The following is a 22,822-nucleotide window of genomic DNA, read 5'->3' as shown; positions in this document are numbered from 1 at the left end:
CGAAGACATTGTATTGGGACAAATGCAGTTGCCGGACGGAAATAACTATGGCTTTGTATCCGAGCTAAATGATCTTCAAAAAGATATTCTTTTCATTCTGGACGTTCCACTTCATTACTATGATTACCAATACTTGGGCAACTCAAGCTGAATTAATGGTGGAGCAATCAATGACAATGAAGGGTGAAAAACGAAAAACGCACATTTTCAAAGAGCGAAATCCAAGATTTAAGTCAGAAATGCAAAGAAATTAAGGGGAAAATGATCAATAAAGGTTGGGAAATTATTGGTACCAAAAATTGCTGTGAAATAGAAAGAGAAGACTTTAACTACTTGGTATTTGACTCTCTCTTAAGAAAATCATCAGGGCCAGAAGTTGACCACTTTGCAGCTGCTTTTTTTCCAAAGAATGCGCGCGCCCCTCTTTTTATTCCAAGAACTCAGTATATGGACCACGATATTCTTGTAAAAATTAGAGAAATAGGACAATCATTTTATTGTTTAAGCTACCATTATAATGGCCGATTAACGAACTACAAAAAACGTGACCGTTGTGATGACGCCGGTGGAGAATGTAAGTGCGCATACAGTACTTATGCATCATCCATATTTGATTCCGATAAAAAAAGAGAGTGGAAAAGAACGAAGCTTGAGCAAATATTCTTTGATTAAATTTAACAAAATGAATACAAGAGAAACGGAAAACCAATTGGTCTATCCACATGCGGCGTCATGAAACCTCAACATTATTGCTAAGAGATCATTTGGAACCTTCGATCAAGTTTTATCTGGCGTAACTGGTAAATGCGTAAAATATCCTTGCCCATGGCATCCATGGTGTGGTGTTTTTCAACCTTAGCCCAGGCTGCCTGGGTCAGGGGCCGGATCGCCTGGGGGGTATTCAGGGTCCAGTTGATGATTTTCGGCAGAGATTCAGCTTGCTTTGGATCAAAGACCTTTCCGGTTTTGCTATCAATAAGAATATCTCTGATGCCGGGGGTATCCGGACCTATCACCGGGCAGAAGCAAGCCATAGCCTTTGTCACTTCCAACGGTACCCCCTGGTAAAAATTTTGGAAGTCTGGAAAATAGATACAGCAGTCCAGGGCCTGGTAGTAGGCATCATTGTCTTCAGTCAGCGGCAGCATATGCACCCTGGAGCAGAGCTTTATATCCATGGTGTCCTGGTTTTCGGGGATACCGGCAATCACCAGATGATGAGAAGGGAAGTCCCGAATAAGTTGGTCGGCAGTCTTGCAAAGCTGCTGTGTGCTTTGGGAATCTATTTTACCGAAAACACCAGTAAACCTGGCATCTGTTTCTAATCCCAAGGTGTTTGCCAACCTCTGCATGGCTGCTGCTTTGGTTGTTTTGTTTGGGGAAATAGCCGCCTCAGGCATGTCAATGCCGTCAGGAATGGAGAAAATCTGCATATCCGACAGGGAAAAGGTTTGCCTCAGATGGTTTTTACTGTCTCTTGAGGTGGTGAAAACATAGTGGCATCGGGTTTTATATATTTTTTTGTTGGGCCAGGTATTTTTAACCCGTTTCCCATTGTGGCGGGACATGATCCGGCAGGGAACTTCCGTGGCCTGAGCAGCCTTTAATGCAAGTTTGGCGTCGCCTTTGCCGTGGGCATTGACTACAAACGGTTGTTCTACGGCAAATATCTGTTTGAGCCTGGCAAACTCACCGACTCCGGCCAATGATTTGAAGGTCATGGGATAGACCTTCAATCCGTTTTGTTTGGCTTTTTTGAATAAAGGGCTCTCTGCAGGTGCAATAATGGCTATCTGGTGACCATTTTTTTTCATCCATAATGATTCACAAAGAATTCGTTTTTCCCTGTTACCCCACAGGATTCGGCTTGACGTATGGATGATTTTATAGAATTTATTCATATGTAATCAGCAGTATTAGCGCAAAATAGCTTCAACACGTTCAATATCTTCGGGCAGATCAATCTCCGGTGAATCATATTGGGTGACAGCCACTTTTATGGGAAATCCGTATTCCAGCACCCGAAGCTGCTCCAGTTTTTCCACCTGTTCACAGGTGCCGCTGTCAAGAGAGACGATTTGGTCCAGAAAGGCTTTGGTATAAGCGTAAAAACCTAGATGTTTATAGTAGTCTACGCCTGTCTGACCGTCCCGGGGAAAGGGAATCTGGGCCCGGGAAAAATACATGGCAAAGCCCTGGCGGTTGAAGACAACCTTTACGTCCTTGGGGTCTGTAATCTCCCGGGGATTTTTAATTTTATACGCCAGGGTGGACATGGCAAGGCCGGGATCTTCCTCAAAGGGCCGAATCAAATCATCAAGACTTTTGGGATCAAACACAGGCTGATCACCCTGGATATTGATGATGATATCTTCGTCAGCGGCACCCAGCATTTTGGCGGTTTCAGCCACCCGGTCCGTACCTGACCGGCAGATGTCTGAGGTCATTACGGCATCTCCGCCAAATGCCTTTACGGCACTGACAATACGTTCATCATCTGTGGCAACAATGGTTTTTGTTACCACGGATGATTTCTGAGATTGCTCAAATACCCGCTGGATCATGGGCTTGCCTGCAATATTAACCAACGGCTTGCCGCCAAGCCGACTGGAACCGAAACGCGCTGGGATCACTGCAATGGGCATGGTTACATCTTTTCAAAAAGGCTGCGCGCCTTGTCACGGGTCATGATCGTTTTCCAGTCCTTACCCAGGCAGTTTTCCCACAGCGGATCAAGATTCAGGGCCACACTGATCATGGTCTCCATTTGATCACCGGTAAGGTCCTTTGTCAGGCCTCTGGGAATGTCCACCCCTGTTTTTTCCATGATGGATCTAAATTCCTTCACCCCGTCGGGATAGTATTCATCCAGGTAGTCAAAGGTAATACAGCAGCCCACGCCGTGATGGGTGCCAAGCACATAGGCCAGACCATAGGAGAGGGCATGGCAGGCACCAACCTGGGAGTAGGCGATGCTCATGCCGCCGAAAAAGGAAGCCATCATTAATTTATCAGCCGAATCCGGGTGGTTATCCACAAACACCTGGCGGCAAAGATCCAATGATTTTTCCCCGTAGGCTTTTGAAAATTCATTGATATAGGTGCCCTGCAAAGATTCAATGCAGTGAATATAACAGTCCATACCGGTGTAAAAGTGCTGCTCCTTGGGCACGCCTGCGGTCACTTCAGGGTCCAGGACCACTTGGTCAAACACCGTATAATCGGAGTTCAGTCCCAGTTTTTTGTCGGGCCCGGTGAGTACGGCCGTCCGGGAAACTTCGGCACCCGTTCCGGACAGGGTGGGCACAGCTGCATGCCATACGGCCGGGTTCTTGATCAGATCCCATCCCTGGTACTCGGTGGATGATCCTTCGTTGGTGAGCATTAAAGAGACGGACTTAGCAAGGTCCATGGCGGAGCCGCCCCCAATGCCGATCACTGCACAGGGAAGGGCAGGGTTGAAATTTTTTGCTTCCAGGGTGAGCTTGTCCACATAGCCTGTTTTAGGCTCATCCGCTACATTGACCCACAAAAGAAAATCATTGTCATGCAAGGGGATGCGTTTTTCAAGGTCTTTGCCTCTAAATACATCATCCACAACAAAAACAGCCCAGTCTTCACCGGACTTGCGCCGGCCGCCGACTACCTCGTCAAGCTGGGCAAAACAGCCCCGGCCGAAAAGAATATTGGGAACCAGCTTAAAATTTCTGAACATTTATAAATCCTTACTTTAAAGCGTTTAATACAGCCTGAATACGTTTGTCCATATCATCAACGGTCCAGGACAGCATGATCTGCATGGACATCGCCCGCTTCATGATACTTTCACTTTGTTCCAGCACAAGGCCGGCATAATCCGGCAGATCGGCACTTAACTCAAAGGGAAGTCTGGCTGACCGTTTCATTGCCTTGAGATGGTGCCATTTTTTATAATAATGCCAGTTGTTGTTATACCAGTAGGCACAGGGCGCCCCGTTTTCCGCAAGTTTTTTTGCCGCCTGTTCGGCCTGATCCTGTGTGGGCATAAAAAAGCTCAAGAAGGTGGCGGAATCTCCGTCCGAGTCGGGAAGTTCTCGGAAAGTAACGCCCTTAATCTCTTTCATGGCATCTTTGATGGCGGCTTTATTTTTTTTCTGGAGTTCAACGATGCGGTCCAGTTTGCCTAACTGGGCAAGCCCCACTGCGGCATTCAGTTCGGATATTCTGTAGTTGGTGCCCATGATAGGATGGTCATCCGCCCCCCGGTCCGGCCCGCCTAAGTGATCGTGGCCATGGTCTGCATACTGGTGGCACCGGGTGTAAATATCTTCATCATTCGTAATGATACCACCACCTTCACCACAGGTAACGGTTTTAACCGAGTCAAAGGAAAAACAGCCGGCTTTGCCGAATGTGCCCAGATGATTGCCCTTGAAACTTGCGCCCAAAGACTGGCAGGCATCTTCCAAAAGCACCAGGCCCTTTTTATCGCAAAAGGCTTTGATTTCATCAATCCTTGCCATGGCTCCACACATGTGCACCGGAACCACTGCCTTTGTCCGGGGTGTCACTGCCGCTTCCAGGCGGTCCGGATCCAGGCACAGGGTTTGGTCAATGTCTGCAAACACAGGGATTGCACCTGCCTGGATCACGGCTTCAAATGTGGCCACAAAGGTAAACGGGGGCACAATAACCTCGTCCCCGGCCCCGATGCCGCAGGCCGCAAGGGCTGTACAAAGGGCAGCTGTCCCGCTGGAACATAGGTGGCTGAACCCGGCACCTGTTATTTTGGCCAGTTTTTTCTCAAATTCAAGGGCTTTAAAATGGCCGTTTCTGGCCCCTTCAAATCCGTATCTGAATAAAACGCCGGTTTCCAGAACATCATTGACCTGTTTACGTTCCTCATCTGAAAATAATTCAAAGCCGGGCATGCGTTCTCCTTAATATTGCACATATTCTCCCGCCCAGTGCGGAAAAATTCGATAATTAACTATAAAGATTAGGAATAAGTAACAAAATCGGGATATGTTTTCAAGACAGATCCAAATATTGACTTTCATTTTTCTAATGCTTATAACCCTTTTATCGGAAAGGTTCAATATGAGGCAGAAACCGTAGCTTTTTTTATTAAGCTTTTTAGTATGGCAGACGATAAACAGACACAGACATACCAGGGATATGAACAGGGACCCCTTTATCCGGCCAATGATGCATACAGCCTTTTGCTGAGGCTGATCCGGAATTGTCCGTGGAACCGCTGTTCCTTTTGTCCGGTTTATAAAAAGCAGAAATTTTCCATACGCTCTGTGGAAGATATCATTAAGGACATTGACCTGGTTCGTACATACATTGACAGACTGCTTCAGGAAAATGCCACACCCATTGCCTTTGACCAGGAGCGGATTCATTCCATCTATACAGGTTTTGAAATCCGGGACCGGGTTGCATTCAACAATACCGTCAAGTGGTATGCTGCGGGCATGGCCTCCATTTTTCTCCAGGATGCCAATCCCCTGGTTATGAATCCCAAGGACCTGCTTTTTATTCTCGGGCACATCAGGGACTGTTTTCCCCAAACCGAAACCATTGCCGTCTATGCCAGAAGCAGCACCATCCTTCAATTGCCTGACGATACTTTGGAACAGTTGTATAAACTGGGTCTTAACCGGATCCATTTGGGCCTTGAAAGTGGGTCAAATTTGGCGCTTAACCGTATGCGAACAGGGGTTGACAGAGCCGGTCACATAGAGGCGGGTAAACGGATTCGGCAGACAGGCATTGAGTTGTATGCGTATGTGGTGCCGGGATTAGGCGGTGTTGACCTGTCCATTGAACATGCCCTCGAGACAGCTGAAGCCTTGAATGCAATTAATCCGGATGTGATCAAAATCCGGACTCTTGGCCTTTCGCCCTCCACGGAACTTGCCCACTGGCAGCTTCGGGGCATGTTTGAAAAACCGGGTGATGCCATGATTGCCACGGAAATCCGTCTGATGCTTGAGGCCCTGGATAATATCCAGTCCCGTATAAAGAGCGATCACATTTTGAATTTGTTTGAAACGGTTACCGGTAAGATACCCCATGACAAGGAGAAAATGATTGGGGTCATTGACCGGTTTTTTGAATTGGCCCCCCAAGAGCGTATCCTTTATCAAATCGGTCGGCGCATGGGATTTTTTAAAGGTCTTGAAGACATGGAGGCAAGCCCTCAGATGGATCAAGTGCGGCTTGCCTGTGAAAATTACGGCGTCACCCCGAAAAATGTGGATCAGATTCTGGATCGGTTGATGATGCGGTTTGTCTGACTTGATTGTTGAATCTGAACACCTATATATTCATGTCCCCTTCTGTATAAAAAAATGCAGGTACTGCGATTTTTATTCCAGCATTGACCTCTCCCTGATTCCTGATTATGTCGCGGGCCTGGTCAGGGAGATTCGGTTGCGTTCACAATCAACCGTTTCCCAGCACAAAGGCAATGCTGCCACTGTGTATTTTGGTGGCGGCACCCCGTCTTTGCTTGGGCCACGGCATCTTGACGTCATTCTGCAGGCGATAGACAGGGCCTTTGGCCTTTGCCGTCAGACAGAAATCACCCTTGAAGCCAATCCCGGTACCCTGGACGAGATCCATTTGAAAAAGTGCCGAAGTATGGGGATTAATCGTGTCAGCCTTGGCGTCCAGTCACTTGATCCGGCACAGCTTTCCCTCTTAGGGCGTATCCATTCAGCAGATGATGCCGTACATGCCGTGGAAAAAATTCGTGCTGCGGGTATTGAAAATATCAGTCTGGATTTGATTTACGGCCTTCCCGGTCAGACCGACGACCATTTGATCCGGGAGCTTGACGCTGCCTTGGATCTTATGCCCGCCCATCTTTCCTGTTACATGCTTACGTTAGAACCGGGCACCGCCCTGCATGTCATGCATGAACGGGGGAAGTTCTTACCCATGGTGCAATCCGATCAGGTTGATCTGTTCTGTGCGGCTGCCAAATATCTGAAAGCCCGGGGATGGGATCATTATGAAGTATCCAATTTTGCAAAGCATACATCCCTTCGTTCCCTGCACAATCGAGCATACTGGCTGATGGTGCCCTATTATGGATTCGGGCCGGCCGCCCATTCCTATGCCGTAAAATTCGGCATGGATGGGGCGGCCGTGTATGAACGGTTCTGGAATTCACCGGATCTGGATGGATATATCAGGGCCTTGAAAACAGAGGGGCTTCCCGCATTCGACAGTGAAACCCTTACCCTGGAACAGCGCCAGATGGAGTATGTCATGGTGGGGCTGCGGACATCAATGGGGCTTGATATTAGAACCGGGCAGGACCTGTGGCAAAACCGGTTTTTAACCGTGTTTCAAGGCCTGATGGACAACCTTGAAAATAAAGGGCTTGCCCGATTTCAGGATGCCGGGCAACGATTTGTTTTAACCCTTGACGGCTGGATGCGCCTGGACAGTATTGTCGCTTCTTTTATTGAAAGAATCTGACGCTCAGGCTGATTTTTTTCTTAACTGCCGGTGGTCCTCAACCCGTATGGTCAGATGTATGGCGTCAAAGTACTCAATCAAGGGAATGACATATTTTCTGGAAATGCCGGTCATATCCTTAAATTCGGGTGTGGTGATCTTTTCATTGGCTTTGAGGAATTCGATAAGTTTTGCTTCCAGATCACCGACGGCAGCGGCATCAAAAAACAGATCATCTTTTGTTTTGACCACCTGTTTTTCATCAATGAGCATCTGCATCACATCCTTGCCTGTTTTCTGGTCCAGGTCCAGGTCCTGGCATATGGTACGGAAAAAGGGTGGGGTCAAACCGGATTTTTTGTAAATATCGGCAATTTTTTCTTTGATTTTATGCTGGTCCACCTGAAGGGCCACCTTGAATCCTGAAAGTTTTACAAGGTTTTTGTCCAGAACAATTAGGTTTTCCTTTTCAAGTCGATTAAACAGAATGTTGAAAAACCGTGCATCATCCACGTATTGAAATTTGGATTTAAGTTCCTGGGCGGGCATGCCTTCTTTTAAGGGGTTTTCCTGGTGATAGGTGCCCAGTCGTTCCAGCACTTTTTCCTTAAAGCCATCGAAAATAGAGCCATGGACATAAATTTGTTTTTCCTTGTCCGTGAGGACCGCTTCCTGTTGTGCAAGCATTTTCTGTAAAGCGGCAGCCAGTTTCTTATCCGGCACATTGGTCATGACCCGTAATTCATTCAAGGTCAGCCCGGTATATCCCTTGATGGACAGAAAATAGGCGATGGTTTTTTCATCATCCTGTTCAGCAAGATCGGAAAGTCCTTCAATCATGGCCGTATCTTTAAGCTTGTACTTCTGGGACACCGGGTTGAGGATACCTCCGCCCCCGATGGTTTTGACGGGGGAGTAAGATCGAATAACGTATCTGTCATCCTTGATGCAGCAGACCGGGGATTCCAGGCGAAACTGAACGGGTGCCGTTTCCCCGGGCAAAAGTGTTTCCCTGTCCAGCAGGACCATGTAGCCCAGTATTTCACTTGTCCCCGAATGAAATCTTACCCGTGTCCGGGCCTTGGCCGGTTTGGTGTTGCTTTTCAGGTAATGAAACTGTGCATCCACCATATAGCTTTCAATCAAAGCTCCCGGCGTGGAGAGCACATCGCCTCTGAACACAGATTCCCTGTCAAGGCCCTGGAAATTGATGGCCGTCCGGGTACCGGCAACAGCCGTCTCAACCGAACTGGAATGCACCTGAAGCCCCCGGACTTTTGATGTAATTTTTCTTGGAAATACCATGATGTCTTGCCCCACACTTACCTGGCCCGAAATCAGGGTCCCGGTGATAACCGTGCCGAACCCTTTCATGGAAAATACCCGGTCCACGGGAAGGCGGAAAATGGAAGAAAATTTGCGGGGCGGGATTTGTGTGCATATTTCTTCAAGGGTAGTTAAAAATTCCTTCAGCCCCTGGCCTGTTGCAGAGGACACCGGTACAATAGGTTTGTCTTCAAGGAAGGTGTCTGAAATAAAATCATGGATGTCGTCCATGGCCAGTTCCAGCAGGTCTTCATCCACAAGATCCGTTTTCGTCAGGGCAATCATGCCGTGGCTGATGCCCATGAGGTTGCAGATTTCCATGTGCTCCCGGGTCTGGGGCATGACGCCTTCATCGGCCGCAATAACCATAACCACCACATCAATGCCCGAAGAGCCGGCCACCATGTTTTTTACAAATTTTTCATGGCCGGGCATGTCCACGATGCCGATGTGCTGTCCATTGGGAAGATCCAGGGAGGCAAACCCGAGTTCTATGGTAATGCCGCGTTCTTTTTCTTCTTTGAGGCGGTCTGTTTCAATGCCTGTCAATGCCTTGACTAGGCTGGTTTTTCCATGATCAATGTGTCCTGCGGTTCCCAGAATTATATTGTCCACAAAAGCCTGCCTGTTACCCTTTGAATTTTCTGTAATAGCTCATGCCATAGGCCAGGGCCACAAGAATGACGCCTGTGGCAACACCATGGTAGATTCCCCAGTCCGGTTTGAACAGCCGGGTAAGGATGATTCCGAATGCCAGGCCCAGAATCAGACGTATGGTAAAAATAATCAGCGTATTCATATTCATTTTGTATTGATCGCCTTGTTACGTGTTTTTAACAGTAAATATTTCAAGAATAATAATCAAAGGGGCAGGGCAGGTCAATCCCAATATATGACTCAAATTTTATCGATAGTGCAAAAAATACTTGAAAAAGAAAATCAGTTCTGATAGTTATGCAGAGTTTTTCGTGGTGGGTGTAGCTCAGTTGGTAGAGCACCAGGTTGTGGCCCTGGTTGCCGCCGGTTCAATCCCGGTCACTCACCCCACTAAAGATTTCAAAAGCAGCCTTTCGGCTGCTTTTTTTTATTGGTAACATGCGTTGTCCGGGCTAAGGTCTATCGTCATATATTATGGAATGGATTAACGGCATGGTGGTCGTCGGTTTTTCTATGAGCATTCACAATAACCTTTTTAACCCCTTCGATATTTTCAGCAATTTTTTCTATTTCATTTTTCATGGAAGCTTCCGGGTCGCCGATATTTACGACGCCGTCATCTGCTGTGACAATGCTTGTCGGGGATAATTTTACAATAGCCGCATGAACTTTCGCGGCAAGAAGGGCATCTTCAAGGATTTTTTTAGATTCGGGGGTGGTTTCAAAATTGGGCTTTCGAACCGTCCCACAGATCAGGTCTGCAGCATCCTCAACGGAAAGGTGTTTTATATTGATGACCATATCATAAAGTTTGCTGTCCCATGTATCAATTCCGTATAACCTCAAACCCCATTTCCGCCGCTCATCATCATCTTTTTTTAGAATATAGCGTGCTTTTTCTTCGGAAATATTCTCTCGCCTGACCTCTTCTTTCACACGTTCTTCTATATCTGATATGATTCTGATTTTCAGGACATTGGGAAGATCCGGCAAAAAATAGTGCCCCGCCAGTCCGTGATAAACAATATTGTCTTCCCGGATATGCTGTAACAGTGCTTTGCGGATATAACTGACAAAGCGTTCCCTGCCGTGGGTGAATCTTTCAAGAGCGGACGGCGCATCATGAAGCGCCCTGACCAGTCTGATCTCCGGGATATTAAATTCTTCCGATGCTTCCAGCAGGATATCACGGGAAATACATTCATATCCCAGTACAGAGGCTACCTTTTCAGCAACTTCCTTTCCGCGACTGTAAGAACCTCTTGAGATGGTGATAACGGGCATTGCAACCTCCTTGTTTTAACAGTGTAATATTGTTTGTTGTATTGACGAGCACAGGACATTTAATTGTATATCATTTATCCTAAATGATAGGGCTAAAAATTCAAGGTAAAAACTTTGTTGCAAATCATAACAGGGGATATATTTCTTGCAATGGTGGTATATTATTAATAATATCAATATGTTTCAAAAATCCATGAAATACCTCTATTTCAGAATGAAACGGCCTCTGTTTTCCCAATATAGAGGAAATGACTCATTTTTGATCGCCGAGAAGCCTTGTGGCCGCAGAGTTGAGAAAAAATTCAGGGGACCTGCATTGTTTGGTATGTAAAATGCTAAATTATTTTTAAAATTTATTGTTTCCCATAAATTTTCCCTCACGGGTTCTTAAAAAATAACAGAAAGGGGTAAAATGAAGCAGATACTGCTTGCCATTGACGGAAATGTTCCCTCCCGTCCGATTTTCAAATATGCTGCTGATCTATGCAAGCATATCAGTGCCCGGCTGTGTATTCTCCAGTTTATAAAAAAGAGAAAGGGTAAATCCTTTAATACGGATTATTCAAGTAATATAGACGGCACAATCGGAAATATTGAAATGGAGGGCAGTGATCTGCCTTACCAGGGGGACAAACGCCTTGTAGGGGTCTCCGGACCGTTGAAAAAAATGCTTAAAAATCCGAACTGTCCGGTTCCCTATTCCGTCGCATTAAGTGCCGGCAGCCCTGAACATGTGCTGTCAGGCTACGTTGATTCCCACCATGATATTGTTCTTGCCGTATTTGACCCCTCCCGTGACCATGTACCTGCATTTGCCCGGATTAAGGAACTTAAGGAAAGGCTTGGTGTTCCCCTGGTGGTTGTAGATCCCGCCGGTATAAAAAAAGTCCATTAATGGATTTAATACCTTCCATTCGCTAAGCAAGTCTGTGTTGAAAGATCCTATTGCTTTCGTTACAGTTCGTTGCCAGTTCCAGCACCCGTTGGTGGTGCGTAAAAAGCAGTACTTGAATGTTTTTTGATAATTGAGCCAGTACTTCCAGACAGACACGGGTTCGATCATCATCAAAACCGATGAGGATATCGTCTACAACAAAGGGCATGGGTTCTTCCTTTTTTATATGCTGCTCAAGGGTTGCCAGGCGCAAAGCAAGATAGAGTTGATCCCGGGACCCGTCACTCATGCCGGCTATGGCTACCTCCTGATTGTCCGGTCGCACGCCAAGCAGGATTGGCTTTCCTGAAGCGTCCAGTTCGTCTCTCAGGCCTGCATATGAACCCAGTGTGAGTTTTGAGAATAATTCACCTGCTCTGCCTAACACAGGGGCCTGGTTCTCTTTTCTGTAGTTCTCTATTTGTTGCTCAAGAATGAGCGCGCCTATCTGAAAACGCAGGTAATGTTCAGCATATTGAGCTATGCCGGCCAGGTGCCCTTCTGCTTGTTCCGACAGGTTGGCTGCCAAGGCACTCCCATCTTTTTCTTTGATTTCATTTTCAATGTTTTGTCGGTGATCGCGTAAACTGTCCCTTTGAATTTGAAGTTCTTTCAGCTCAATGGATATTTTTTCAATCTCACCTTCCAAGAGGTCGATCTCACAATTTTTCAACTCTTCTTCCAACATTTCAATGCCAAGGCCGTCACCATTGCGGTTAAGTTCCTGCTCAAGCGTTTGAATGCCTTTCAGCAGCTCGCGTTTATTGTTTGATTTTTCACCGGCCTTAATAAGTGCCTCATCGGTTTCAACCCTGGCTTGCTTTTTTAACTGGATAATTTTTTCCCGGGACTGACGGATAGTAATATTGACATCTTTGATCTCCTGCGCTTTTTCATCAATTTGGTCTTTGATTTTGATTAAACTTGCCCGGGCTTCCCGCGCAGCGTTCAGATCTTGATGCAAAAGAGCCGCAATTGTCACGGCATCCTGATCGTCTGTTTTGAACGCAATGCGCCGGGCGAATTCATAAACTTTACTGTGAAAGTCTTCTTTGACCTTATCCATACCGTAAATTCTTTTGCGCAGCTCTTCAGATTGATCAAGTTTCTGGAAGAACAACACCAGGTTGTCAAATGTTTCTGTGGCTGTTTCCGGGTGCACATCGGATTTCAAACTTAGACCGTCTATTGCCTTTTTCCATTCCTGGGACCAGGCCATCAACTCATTTCTAACCGTTTTCAGCTCATCCTGGGTTCGTTTTAAACGGATTTTTGCATCCTTCAAAAACAACTCTATTTCACGACGTTTGTCACGCTCCTTTTGTCCTTGTTCCAGTCGCTGCTCACACAATGAAAGCAACGCTTCAAGAGGCTTTTTTTCTGTTGTTCGGGAACTATCAAATTGGGATATCTGAGTTGAAATCAATTCCTTTAGCTGATCGTACACTTCAGACAGTTTTTCTTTATTGGTTGAAACGGCCTTTGCCGTTTGTATCTTTTCGATCAGCCTTTCTGCTTTCAGCAGCCACTGCTTCATTTCCTGTGGGGTACCGGCAGAAATATTTAACGGCGTCCAAATGTCCATCCACCTGATATTAAAATCAGTTTGCTCTTTTTTTATTTTTTCACCCGTCGTTGACAGCACCGCAATCCGGGACGTCAGGTCATCAATTTTAGCTTCCAGTTCCGCCCGTTTAACCACCTGATCAGCATTCAGCCTCAGGCGGTCTGATATATTATCAGCCTGCATGACTTTTTGTTCATAAACGGTGGGTAAGTCAGCCTCCTGTGTATATGCCAAAAGCATGTCGCTGATATCCAGTTGGTGGATGTATTTTTGTTTTATTAATTCCCAGCCCTGGTCCCGGTCTTTGCGGAAAGCTTCTAAGTCAGCAAACTGCGGTACGTCTTCTTTTAGTAATAGAGCGTTTAATTCCTGTTCAGCCTGTTTCTTTTCATCTTTCAGTTCTTGTTTCTTTCGGGATACGGTTTTGAATTTTTCTATAAGTTCATCGTTTTCTTTTTCAAATCGGTCTATGGTTTCAGAAACCGGTAACATTATAGATAACAATGCGTCTGCGGTGCCATGGTAATTCCCTAATCTTGCAAATTCATTTTTCCAGGCTGCGTTTTCTTGTGCGGCCTGTATTTTAATGTCATCCAGGCGTTGTTCAATGTCTCCGGCTTTACGTGCGGAAGCAATTGACGCTTTTAACTGCGTTAAGTCAATTTTACTTTGCGATATATCTTCCAATTTACTTTGAAATAACTTTTGTTCGTCCAGCAGATCGTTTAATGCGGCTTTTAATCCTGCTTCTTTTTGTATAAGCAAACTGTTTTTCCGGACCAATCCAGAGATCCACTTTTTATTGTTGAGAATAGGCCTGAGTTGATCGGCATCATCCAACCCCATGTCAGGCCGGATACCCTTCAACCGTTTTTCGGCCTCATTGCGCAACAATCGTCTTTTTCCATCCTGCCCGGGGCGGTCCGCGTTTGTTTTTTCAACGGCACCAAGATCTCTGTAGAGCATTTGGATGGTCGCTTCATTTTTAAGCAGATCCTCTCGGACACATAGAGAGCTGGATTCTTTATTTAAGGCGTCACGTTTGGCTTCCAGACGTTCTTTTAAATCTAATGCATTTTGCAGTTTTTCTTGAGCTGCTTTCTGTTGCTCTGCAAAATCTTGCGGCAGCAGTAACACATTGCCTAATTCTTCGATTTTTGTCAGATCGTTTCGACGTTGGGCCAGGGCGCCTTTGACACGGTTGATTCTTTCCAGCCGGTTTTTTTGTTTATTTTTTTTATTAATATTTTGTTCAACCCCTCTGATATCGGCACTGATTTTTGATAACTCTTTTTGCAGCGCTTTCCAGTTGGAAACGGGCAGGGTGGCACTACGCATTCTTTTTTGAGTCTCTTTATAATCTGAGATGGCCCTGTTTAATACCGCCTTGGATCCCCGGGGGTTAAAAATCTCCACCGCACTGTTTTGCATTTCCTCCAGTATTTTTCTAAGATTGGCTGTACCCATTGCGGCACTGAATAACGCCTGGCCAAGATCCCCGGATTGTGCCAACAGTTCCTGGCCGCCGGCAATTAAGCGGCCATGGTCAATTCCCCACAACTTGGTAAACAGAGTTTCATCAATGCCTGCAGGGAAAAAATGGGTGAACCGGCTTTCATCCAAAGGATCATTGTTTCGGTATTTGAGCAGGGTGTCTTTGTTTCCTTTCCTTCTGATAAATTCAAGCTTTTGTCCATTTAAACGCTGTAATTCTCCGCCTATCCGAAGCGTTGGATTAGAATGGAGGAAGTTGTCCCTCGTCCGGGCTTCAATGCCGAACAGCCAACCGATAAGCGCCCTTAATGATGTACTTTTCCCGGCTTCATTATCTCCGTATATAATATGTAATCCCAAATCACCATCGGACAGGTCTAAAGATTTTTCCGTGAAGTGCCCGAACGCCATGAGGTCGATGCGGTTAATTCTCATTTTCACCCCCGGCTGAAAGCATTCTGCCGATCAGCATTTTTTTGGCTTCCCGGGTGATTCGTTTGATGGTTTGCTCATTGTTCAGATCTAAAATGGTATCGGGCCCAAACGCTTGTGAGGGCGCTTTTTGCCTAAGCTCTGCTATTTTATCTGCCAAGCCGGCGATCATCTCAACATCATCGGGTGTTGCGATGATCGATTTGAGTAATTTTCCCAGTGCATTATCGTCGGCCAGGGCTGTATCCAAATCATATTTCCCCTGGGTTTTGTTTTCAATGCGCTCAATCCAAAGGTTTTCGCCTGCGGTCTCAGCGCCAATCGCTTTGATTTGATGTTCAAATTTTTCCGGAAACGCGGCAAGTTGGTCAGACAGCTTGGTTGCACCGACCAGTTTTATTCTCATGGCAAGGGGCCTGTCCTCGGCCGATATTTGTTCTTGTTCAATGGCTTCCCTGACTTTTTCCAGGATATCCCGGCGTTCTTCAATATCGGTCAGATCAATTTCGATTTGGGTCCATCGCAGAACATCAAGGGGGATTTTTTCAATCGCTTTTACGGTTTCGTTTTCAACCGTGACAAGAATACAGCCTTTAGGGCCGCTTTCCCGAATATGACGGCCTTGTATGCATCCGGGAAACACAACAAAAGGGTCTTCAAAAACAATTTCCTGTTTATGGATATGGCCCAATGCCCAGTATTGATACCCTTTTGAAACAAGATCATCCAGGGAACACGGCGCATAGACTGCGTGTCCTACCCGGCCATCAAGGCTGGTATGAAGAAGTCCTATATTGAACACGCCTTTTTCAGCGTCACAAAATCCCGCGGCCAGGTTTTCGTCAACATGTTGGGTTTTGAAACTGCGCCCATGAATGGCAACGGACAATGCGTCCAATGTTACCGTTTCCATTTTCCCGGCAGAAAACATCAGCATGTTAGCTGGCGTATCCAAAGCCTTGGTCATCCGATTTGCGGCATCATGGTTCCCTGCAACACAAAATACGTTTATATTGTGTTGATTTAAGCGCCCCATTTGCCGGCTTAAAAAAATTCCTGTGCTGTAGTCTTTCCAATCTCCGTCATAGAGATCCCCGGCTAAAAGCACGAAGGACACTTTTTCTTCTATCGCCAGATCCACCAGATTTTGAAAGGCTCTTCTGCACGCGTTTCGAATGGCATCAACGGGCGCGGACTCATATTTTGACAGCCCGCGCAATGGACTGTCTATATGAATATCGGCTGCATGAATGAATTTAAACATTTAAGACCTTTTATCTGTGAAGAAAAAATTAACATTAACAATATTAACCCCAATGTTCCATAGTTATGTGAACATGAGGAAATAACGGAAATGGTCTTGAATGTGGGTGGGGGGGGTGAACAGGTAGATTGCTTGGGATGAAGGGTAGGGCTTTTGGCAAAGCACCAAAAGCCCTTGAATTACGGATTAACCGAATACTTTTTCCAGGAAAGGAATGATCTGTTTTTTACGGCTCATGATGCCGGGCAGCCAGCATTTGCCGTCAACCGGTTTTTCACCAAAGGCTTTTTCAACAACAGATTCATCATCAGAAGCCACGAGAAGTTCGGTGCCTTCTTTCATGATGTCGGTGAGCATCAGAAGTACGGTGTGATGACCTTTTTCTGCTTTCATGGCCTGGATGTCTTTTTCAAGATCAGCCTTGATGCCGTCAACGATGGACAGGTCAACCAGTTCAAGCTGGCCGCAGCCAACGCCGGAACCACCCATATTAAAATCTTTGTAGTCGCGCAGAACCAGTTCACGGATCGGGGTGCCTTCAACAGCGGATTTTACCTTGAACATTTCAATGCCCAGGGCGTCAAGATCGGATTCGCCACAGATTTCAGACAGTTTTGCGCAAACTTCTTTGTCTTTGTCTGTGCAGGTGGCGGACTTGAAGATTACGGTGTCGGACAGGATGGCGCACAGCATGGCACCGGCAACGCCCTTGGGAATCTCAACGTTGAAGTATTCGTACATGGAAGCAATTACGGTGCAGGTGCAGCCAACAGGCCAGATCCAGCATTCCAGGGGCTGTCCGGTGGTAACGTCACCGAGTTTGTGATGGTCTACAATACCCAGGATATTGGCGTCGCCAAGGTCGTCAGGGCTCTGTGCCAGATCGGAATGATCCACCAGGTAAACATCTTTACCTGCATAGCTGGTAACCACTGCAGGGGCAGCTAAGCCGAATTTGTCCAGGACAAATTTGGATTCGGGGTTCAGGTCGCCCTGAATAGCCGGTGCAATGTCTTCACCAAGGCTTTTTTTCAGATCGGCCAGCGCGATGGCTGCGACTACGGAGTCGGTATCCGGATTTTTGTGACCAAATACGAGAGTTGACATAAAACCTCCTAAAAAGTGTTGTTGTCGGGTTATAATGCTCAGGGATGACCCCCTCAACCGGCAGCCATCCAATTAAGTTCTTAACTTTAATACCACCTGGTCTTATAGAATTAATCGCACTTAACCTCAAGCAAAATTTAAAAAAAAGATCCGCCGAGCCTGGAATTAAATGGTATGTGCAAAGACGGTGCTAATCGGAATGGGTGTCCCGCAGTTCCCTGCGCAGCACTTTACCGATGTTGGAGACCGGGAGATCCTCTTTGAATTCAATGATCCTGGGGCGTTTGTATCCTGCCATATTTTCCTTGCAAAATGCCATGAATTCTTCTTGGGTGGCACTCTGACCTTCCTTGAGTTTGATAACCGCTTTTACGGTTTCACCACTGTGTTTGTTCGCAACCCCGATCACTGCGCACAATTCAACTTTGGGATGGGTATATAGGATATCCTCCACATCCCTGGGGTATACATTAAATCCGCCCACGAGGATCATATCTTTTTTTCTGTCCGTGATCAGGATATACCCATCCTCGTCGATGTGACCGATGTCCCCGGTGAGAAAATAGCGTTTGCCGTTAATGATGACAAATGCGTCAACATTGGCATCGGGCTTGTTCCAGTATCCCTTCATGACCTGGGGGCCACAGGCGGCCACTTCGCCGTCCTCACCCCTGGGCAGTTCCTTTGTGGGATTATCAAGATCCAGAATTTTTATGTCTGTGCCGGGTAATGGAAATCCGATGGACCCTATTTTTCTGATTTCCCGCTTGGTCGGATTGGCCGACAGCACAGGCGCGGTTTCCGTCAACCCGTATCCTTCAAAGATAACGGCACCGGTTTTTTCCTCAAATTGGCGGCACACATCCGGCGGCATGGGGGCCCCCCCTGAAAAACAGCCCATCAGAGAAGATAGGTCATACTCATCAAGCTTGGAATGGTTTGTAAAGGCCACAAAAATGGTGGGTACGGCCGGCATGAGTGTGGGGCGGTATTTCTGGACGGCCTTGAGGACATCCGTGAAGGGGGGCTTGCCTGTTCTGGGGTCCGGGATGCAGATCAGGCTGCTGCCAGAGCCTGCAGCGCACAGCATGGCCACGGAGATGCCGAAACTGTGATACCAGGGCAAAATCCCCAAAAACCGATGGTATCCTCCGTAGTATGCTTTTTCCAAAGGCTTTCCGTCACCATGGGACAGCCTTAGATATTCCATGATTCCGGCCACTTGGTAGGTGAAGTTAATGTGTACAAGTTCCGCGCCCTTGGGAATGCCTGTGGTACCGCCGGTGTAGAGCATAACAGCCGTATCGTTGACCGGGTCAATGTCAATATCCGGCGGCTCGGGGCTGGATTGGGCCACCATGTCGTCAAACATGATATGACCGGGTTCATGGTGGTCTGCTTTGGGAATTTTGCCTAACAGGCCGCCTAACAATCCCTGAATTTTCGGCAGGTAACTTTTAACATTGCAGATGATGATGGTTTCGACGCCTGTGCCTTCCGCGGCCTTGACCGCATTGGGGTAAAAGGTGGGGTGGTCCATGCAGAACACCATTTTTGCGGTGGAATCAGTAAGCTGCTGTTTTAATTCTGTGGGGGTGTATATGGGGTTGCAGTTAACGGCCACGGCCCCGGCCTTCATGATGCCGAAGAAAATTTCAGGGAAATGGGGCAGATTAGGCAAAAATATTGCCACCTTTTCCCCCTTTTTGATGCCTTTTTTTGTCAGAAAATAGGCAATCCGGTCTGCTGTGTCTTTAACCTGGCAAAAGGTTTTTTTTGCGCCGTTGAATATAGTGAAAATCTGATTGGGGTAACGGGCTGCCGAGTCGTCCAGCAGTTTAAAAACCGGATAGTGGTAGTCGGTAACATTGTGCGCAACCCCCTCGGGCCAAAACGGGGTGTTCCAGGTACCGGCTGGCGTGTTTTCCTGGTTTGTCTGATCTGTCATGGGGGAACTCCTCTTGATTGTTGCCAAATGGTTTTTAAAAACACCATCCAGTCGTATATTTTGATTTTTGCAATAATTAAGAGATTTTATTTTATCCATTGCGACTTTATATGTAAAGATAGGAACCCTGATATTTGTACTTTCCTGTAGCGTCAATCCATGGATCGGGCATGAATGTTTTTTACATAAAGGCGGTTATGCTATTGATTTTCATCTGCGACGGCGTTAATGAATAGGGTTGGATATCAGATTGCCTTGGGTTGTGAGGCAATGAAACATATACGGACAATAAAAATTAAAGATAACCCCTAACAGACAGAAAGGTAAAAAATGACAGACCAAAGAATTATCAATTTCAATGCCGGACCTGCGGCGTTGCCTTTGCCGGTCCTTGAAGAAATTCAGGCCTCTTTCTTGAATTTTAACAATTCAGGCATGTCCATCACGGAAATCAGCCACAGATCTTCTTATTTTGACGATGTTATCAATGACGCCGTAGCACGGGCCAAACGTCTTTTAGGTCTGGATGACCAGTACCATGTCCTTTTTCTCCAGGGCGGGGCATCTTTACAGTTTGCCATGATTCCCATGAACTTTCTCTCCGGGGATCAAAGTGCTGACTATGTTAATACCGGGACCTGGTCCACCAAAGCCATTAAAGAAGCTAAAATCCAGAATAAAAAACACGTGGTTGTCGCCTCTTCCGAGGACAAGGACTTTTCATATATCCCTGAAGATATTCCCTTCAGCAAAGATGCAAAATATGTCCACATCACGTCCAACAACACCATTAAGGGAACCCAGTTTGCCCATTTTCCCGACACCGGCGGGATTCCCATTATTGCGGATATGTCATCCGATTTCTTTTCACGTCCCCTGCCCATGGAAAAATTCGGAATGATTTACGCCGGTGCCCAGAAGAATTTAGGGCCGTCCGGCACCTGCATGGTTATTTTGCGTAAAGACCTTCTGGAAACAGCCAACTCGGATCTGCCTTCCATGCTTAAATATTCCACCTATGCAGAAAAGAACTCCATGTACAATACCCCGCCCTGCTTTGGAATATACACCATTGATCTGGTGCTCAAATGGATTGAAGAGGAGATGGGCGGTCTTGAAAAGATGGAAGCGTATAATAAGGAAAAAGCTGGGTTGTTATACGATTTCATGGAGGCAAGTAATTTTTACCGGGCCACCGCAGCCCAGGGTTCAAGGTCCCTGATGAACGTTACCTTCCGCCTGCCCAGCGAGGAGCTTGAACAAAAATTTATCAAAGAGGCCACCGCCAAAGGCCTTGGCGGTCTCAAGGGACACAGATCTGTTGGCGGATGCCGGGCATCCATTTATAATGCCGCCACCATTGAGGGGATTAAAGCCCTGGTGGAATTCATGGAAGCGTTTCAAAAGGAGGCCAAATAATGAAGGTACTGATCAGTGATAAGATGGATGAGGCAGGCATTGATATTTTCAGAAACCAGGAAGGTATAGATGTCGATGTCAATACCGGACTGTCCCCCGAAGAACTTAAAGAGATCATCGGGCAATACGATGCGTTGGCCATCCGCAGTGCCACCAAGGTGACCGAAGATCTGCTTGAATCGGCTACTAACCTTAAGGTTGTTGCCCGGGCCGGTATTGGCCTGGATAACGTGGACATTGATGCGGCCACCAAAAAGGGGGTTGCCGTCATGAACACCCCCGGTGGTAACACCGTAACCACAGCCGAGCATGCCATTGCCATGATGATGTCCTTAACCCGGAACATCCCCCGGGGCACCGCATCCCTCAAAGCCGGGCGCTGGGATAAAAAATTGCTCCAGGGCCGGGAACTTTTCAACAAGACCCTGGGTGTCGTGGGTTTCGGAAATATCGGCTCTATCGTCGCCGGACTTGCCAAGGGGTTGCGCATGAATGTCATTGTGTTCGACCCCAATATCTCTTCGGAACATATTGAAAAGGCCGGGTTCGAGTATGTGACGTTGGATGAACTCTATGCCCGGTCGGATTATATTACCCTCCATGTACCTAAAATGGATGCCACCATTGATTTACTGGACGCCCAGGCCTTTGAAAAAATGAAGACAGGCGTCATGGTCGTCAACTGCGCCAGGGGCGGCATTGTTAATGAAGAAGCCCTGCATGCGGCTATCCAGTCCGGAAAGGTGGCAGGCGCGGCCCTTGACGTATTCTCAATTGAGCCCCCGAGCGCAGACCATCCGCTGCTTCTGCTGGACCAGGTAATTGCCACCCCCCATTTAGGCGCATCCACCAAAGAAGCCCAGACCAATGTTTCCGTGGCGGCTGCCAACCAGATTATTGCCTATTTGTTAAACGACACCGTGATCAACGCAGTAAATGTACCGTCGGTGACCGGTGATGTCTTAAAGCAGCTTAAACCCTTTCTCTACCTGGTGGAGAAAATGGGCAAAATGCAGGCCCAGATCACCAAGGGCGGCGTCCGGGAGGTCCAAATCGAATACATTGGTAAATTTCCGGACCTTGATCTCAAACCCCTGACGATTAACGGCATCAAGGGCCTTCTCAATGAGTATGTCAGGGACGAGGTTAACTCGGTCAATGCCATCTCCCTGGCCAATGAGATGGGGATAAAAATTTCGGAATCTACCTCCAAAGAGGCCGGCAACTTCCTGAATCTGGTCCGGGTGACCGTGGTCACGGATACCCAGACCAATGTCCTGGAAGGCACCATTTTTGGTAAAGATGATGCCCGGATTGTAAGAATTAATAAATTCCGTTTAGAGGTTATTCCCGAGGGGCACCTGTCCATCATCCACAATGTGGACAAACCCGGTTCCATCGGCTCCATTGGCATGAAATTAGGCGAGTACAATATCAATATTGCCAGAATGATGGTGGGCCGTGAGGATGACGGAGATCGAAATATTATATTCTTGAGAACCGAGACCCCGGTTCCACCTGATGTGGTAAAAGAGATTGAAGACCTTGAACTTGTGGTCAGTATGACCACCTTTGAGCTATAGTGAGCTAAGTTATTTGTGAACGTGTTATCGGGATCGGGATTGACAATAATGGATATTCCGATCCCGATATCGATAGCAGGGGCCGTCCACTGCAACAGCAAGGTTATGAAATTTTTTATTTTTTTTCTTTATTTGCCACATAGTTGACCAAACACCGGTATTATCAGTCACCCAGGCCTATTTCAAAACAGCATTTAATAGCAGAAGTATTAGGGCGCATTCCCATTTTCCCGGTTTGAAAAAAGCCTATCTTTGAGAACAAAAAACGTGATAGTTTCTTCTCGCTGAGACGACTATAAAATTGGACTGTGCTGATGAAAAAAGCTGAAGATTGCAATACTGTTGAAGAAGT

Annotated in this window: 18 protein-coding genes and 1 tRNA gene; 7 read left to right on the top strand and 12 right to left on the bottom strand. The window is 46.8% G+C overall.

Annotated elements, in window-relative coordinates; translation table 11 throughout:
• Positions 1 to 183 precede the first annotated feature (183 nt).
• Positions 184 to 672 (top strand): hypothetical protein, encoded by a 489-nt coding sequence (locus B147_RS0125085; protein WP_020589954.1) that lies wholly within the window; start codon positions 184 to 186, stop codon positions 670 to 672.
• Positions 673 to 752: 80 nt separating this feature from the next.
• Here the strand turns inward: B147_RS0125085 and B147_RS0125080 are convergent, their stop codons facing one another.
• The 4 genes from B147_RS0125080 to B147_RS0125065 are packed head-to-tail and all read right to left on the bottom strand — an operon-like array spanning position 753 to position 4,910.
• Positions 753 to 1,901, bottom strand: coding sequence for a glycosyltransferase family 4 protein (locus B147_RS0125080; protein ID WP_026259819.1), 1,149 nt, complete (start codon positions 1,899 to 1,901; stop codon positions 753 to 755).
• A 15-nt stretch (positions 1,902 to 1,916) separates the two neighbouring features.
• Positions 1,917 to 2,645: a 3-deoxy-manno-octulosonate cytidylyltransferase gene (kdsB, locus tag B147_RS0125075; RefSeq protein ID WP_020589952.1), complete on the bottom strand. Its 729-nt coding sequence runs from the start codon at positions 2,643 to 2,645 to the stop codon at positions 1,917 to 1,919.
• 2 nt (positions 2,646 to 2,647) lie between these two features.
• A complete protein-coding gene (locus B147_RS0125070) occupies positions 2,648 to 3,715 on the bottom strand; it encodes an iron-containing alcohol dehydrogenase family protein (protein ID WP_020589951.1) in 1,068 nt (355 codons plus the stop codon).
• Positions 3,716 to 3,725: 10 nt separating this feature from the next.
• Entirely contained in the window at positions 3,726 to 4,910 is a 1,185-nt protein-coding gene (locus tag B147_RS0125065) for a DegT/DnrJ/EryC1/StrS family aminotransferase (protein ID WP_020589950.1), read from the bottom strand.
• A 210-nt stretch (positions 4,911 to 5,120) separates the two neighbouring features.
• On the opposite strand from B147_RS0125065, the gene B147_RS0125060 reads away from it, so the two are divergent.
• Positions 5,121 to 6,284: a radical SAM protein gene (locus B147_RS0125060; RefSeq protein WP_020589949.1), complete on the top strand. Its 1,164-nt coding sequence runs from the start codon at positions 5,121 to 5,123 to the stop codon at positions 6,282 to 6,284.
• Entirely contained in the window at positions 6,277 to 7,476 is a 1,200-nt protein-coding gene (gene hemW / locus B147_RS0125055; RefSeq protein WP_020589948.1) for a radical SAM family heme chaperone HemW, read from the top strand. Before B147_RS0125060 ends, hemW begins: the two co-directional genes overlap by 8 nt.
• A 3-nt stretch (positions 7,477 to 7,479) precedes the next feature.
• Here the strand turns inward: hemW and selB are convergent, their stop codons facing one another.
• Positions 7,480 to 9,396 carry a selenocysteine-specific translation elongation factor gene (gene selB / locus B147_RS0125050; RefSeq protein ID WP_020589947.1) on the bottom strand — a complete coding sequence of 639 codons (1,917 nt, stop codon included), beginning with the start codon at positions 9,394 to 9,396 and terminating at the stop codon, positions 7,480 to 7,482.
• A gap of 13 nt (positions 9,397 to 9,409) precedes the next feature.
• On the bottom strand, positions 9,410 to 9,586 hold the full coding sequence (locus tag B147_RS32225; RefSeq protein ID WP_020589946.1) for a hypothetical protein: 177 nt from the start codon (positions 9,584 to 9,586) through the stop codon (positions 9,410 to 9,412).
• Positions 9,587 to 9,752: 166 nt separating this feature from the next.
• Between B147_RS32225 and B147_RS0125040 the strand changes: the two genes are divergently transcribed.
• Positions 9,753 to 9,828: transfer RNA gene (locus B147_RS0125040), tRNA-His, on the top strand.
• Positions 9,829 to 9,903: 75 nt separating this feature from the next.
• Here the strand turns inward: B147_RS0125040 and B147_RS0125035 are convergent.
• Positions 9,904 to 10,722 (bottom strand): cytidylate kinase family protein, encoded by an 819-nt coding sequence (locus B147_RS0125035; RefSeq protein ID WP_020589945.1) that lies wholly within the window; start codon positions 10,720 to 10,722, stop codon positions 9,904 to 9,906.
• A 412-nt stretch (positions 10,723 to 11,134) separates the two neighbouring features.
• Here B147_RS0125035 and B147_RS0125025 point away from each other — a divergent pair, with 412 nt between their 5' ends.
• Positions 11,135 to 11,617, top strand: coding sequence for a hypothetical protein (locus B147_RS0125025; RefSeq protein ID WP_020589944.1), 483 nt, complete (start codon positions 11,135 to 11,137; stop codon positions 11,615 to 11,617).
• A gap of 22 nt (positions 11,618 to 11,639) precedes the next feature.
• Here B147_RS0125025 and B147_RS0125020 read toward each other — a convergent pair whose 3' ends face one another.
• The 4 genes from B147_RS0125020 to B147_RS0125005 form a co-directional block, all read right to left on the bottom strand.
• Positions 11,640 to 15,152, bottom strand: a complete 3,513-nt coding sequence (locus tag B147_RS0125020; protein WP_020589943.1) for a YhaN family protein — start codon at positions 15,150 to 15,152, stop codon at positions 11,640 to 11,642.
• On the bottom strand, positions 15,142 to 16,413 hold the full coding sequence (locus B147_RS0125015; RefSeq protein ID WP_020589942.1) for a metallophosphoesterase family protein: 1,272 nt from the start codon (positions 16,411 to 16,413) through the stop codon (positions 15,142 to 15,144). The genes B147_RS0125020 and B147_RS0125015 overlap by 11 nt, the downstream gene beginning before the upstream one ends.
• Before the next feature lie 186 nt (positions 16,414 to 16,599).
• On the bottom strand, positions 16,600 to 17,520 hold the full coding sequence (locus tag B147_RS0125010) for a manganese-dependent inorganic pyrophosphatase (RefSeq protein ID WP_020589941.1): 921 nt from the start codon (positions 17,518 to 17,520) through the stop codon (positions 16,600 to 16,602).
• A 190-nt stretch (positions 17,521 to 17,710) separates the two neighbouring features.
• A complete protein-coding gene (locus B147_RS0125005) occupies positions 17,711 to 19,468 on the bottom strand; it encodes a long-chain-fatty-acid--CoA ligase (protein WP_020589940.1) in 1,758 nt (585 codons plus the stop codon).
• A 330-nt stretch (positions 19,469 to 19,798) separates the two neighbouring features.
• On the opposite strand from B147_RS0125005, the gene serC reads away from it, so the two are divergent.
• A complete protein-coding gene (gene serC, locus B147_RS0125000; protein WP_020589939.1) occupies positions 19,799 to 20,887 on the top strand; it encodes a 3-phosphoserine/phosphohydroxythreonine transaminase in 1,089 nt (362 codons plus the stop codon).
• A complete protein-coding gene (gene serA / locus B147_RS0124995) occupies positions 20,887 to 22,470 on the top strand; it encodes a phosphoglycerate dehydrogenase (RefSeq protein ID WP_020589938.1) in 1,584 nt (527 codons plus the stop codon). The genes serC and serA overlap by 1 nt, the downstream gene beginning before the upstream one ends.
• Before the next feature lie 163 nt (positions 22,471 to 22,633).
• Here the strand turns inward: serA and B147_RS32580 are convergent.
• The coding region (locus B147_RS32580; protein ID WP_211216966.1) for a hypothetical protein at positions 22,634 to 22,822 on the bottom strand (189 nt) is incomplete at its 5' end.

The organism is Desulfobacter curvatus DSM 3379 (genome assembly GCF_000373985.1).
GTDB classification, from domain to species: domain Bacteria; phylum Desulfobacterota; class Desulfobacteria; order Desulfobacterales; family Desulfobacteraceae; genus Desulfobacter; species Desulfobacter curvatus.
Note: the sequence above shows the minus strand (reverse complement) of the source record. Positions and strands in the feature narration are given on the sequence as shown.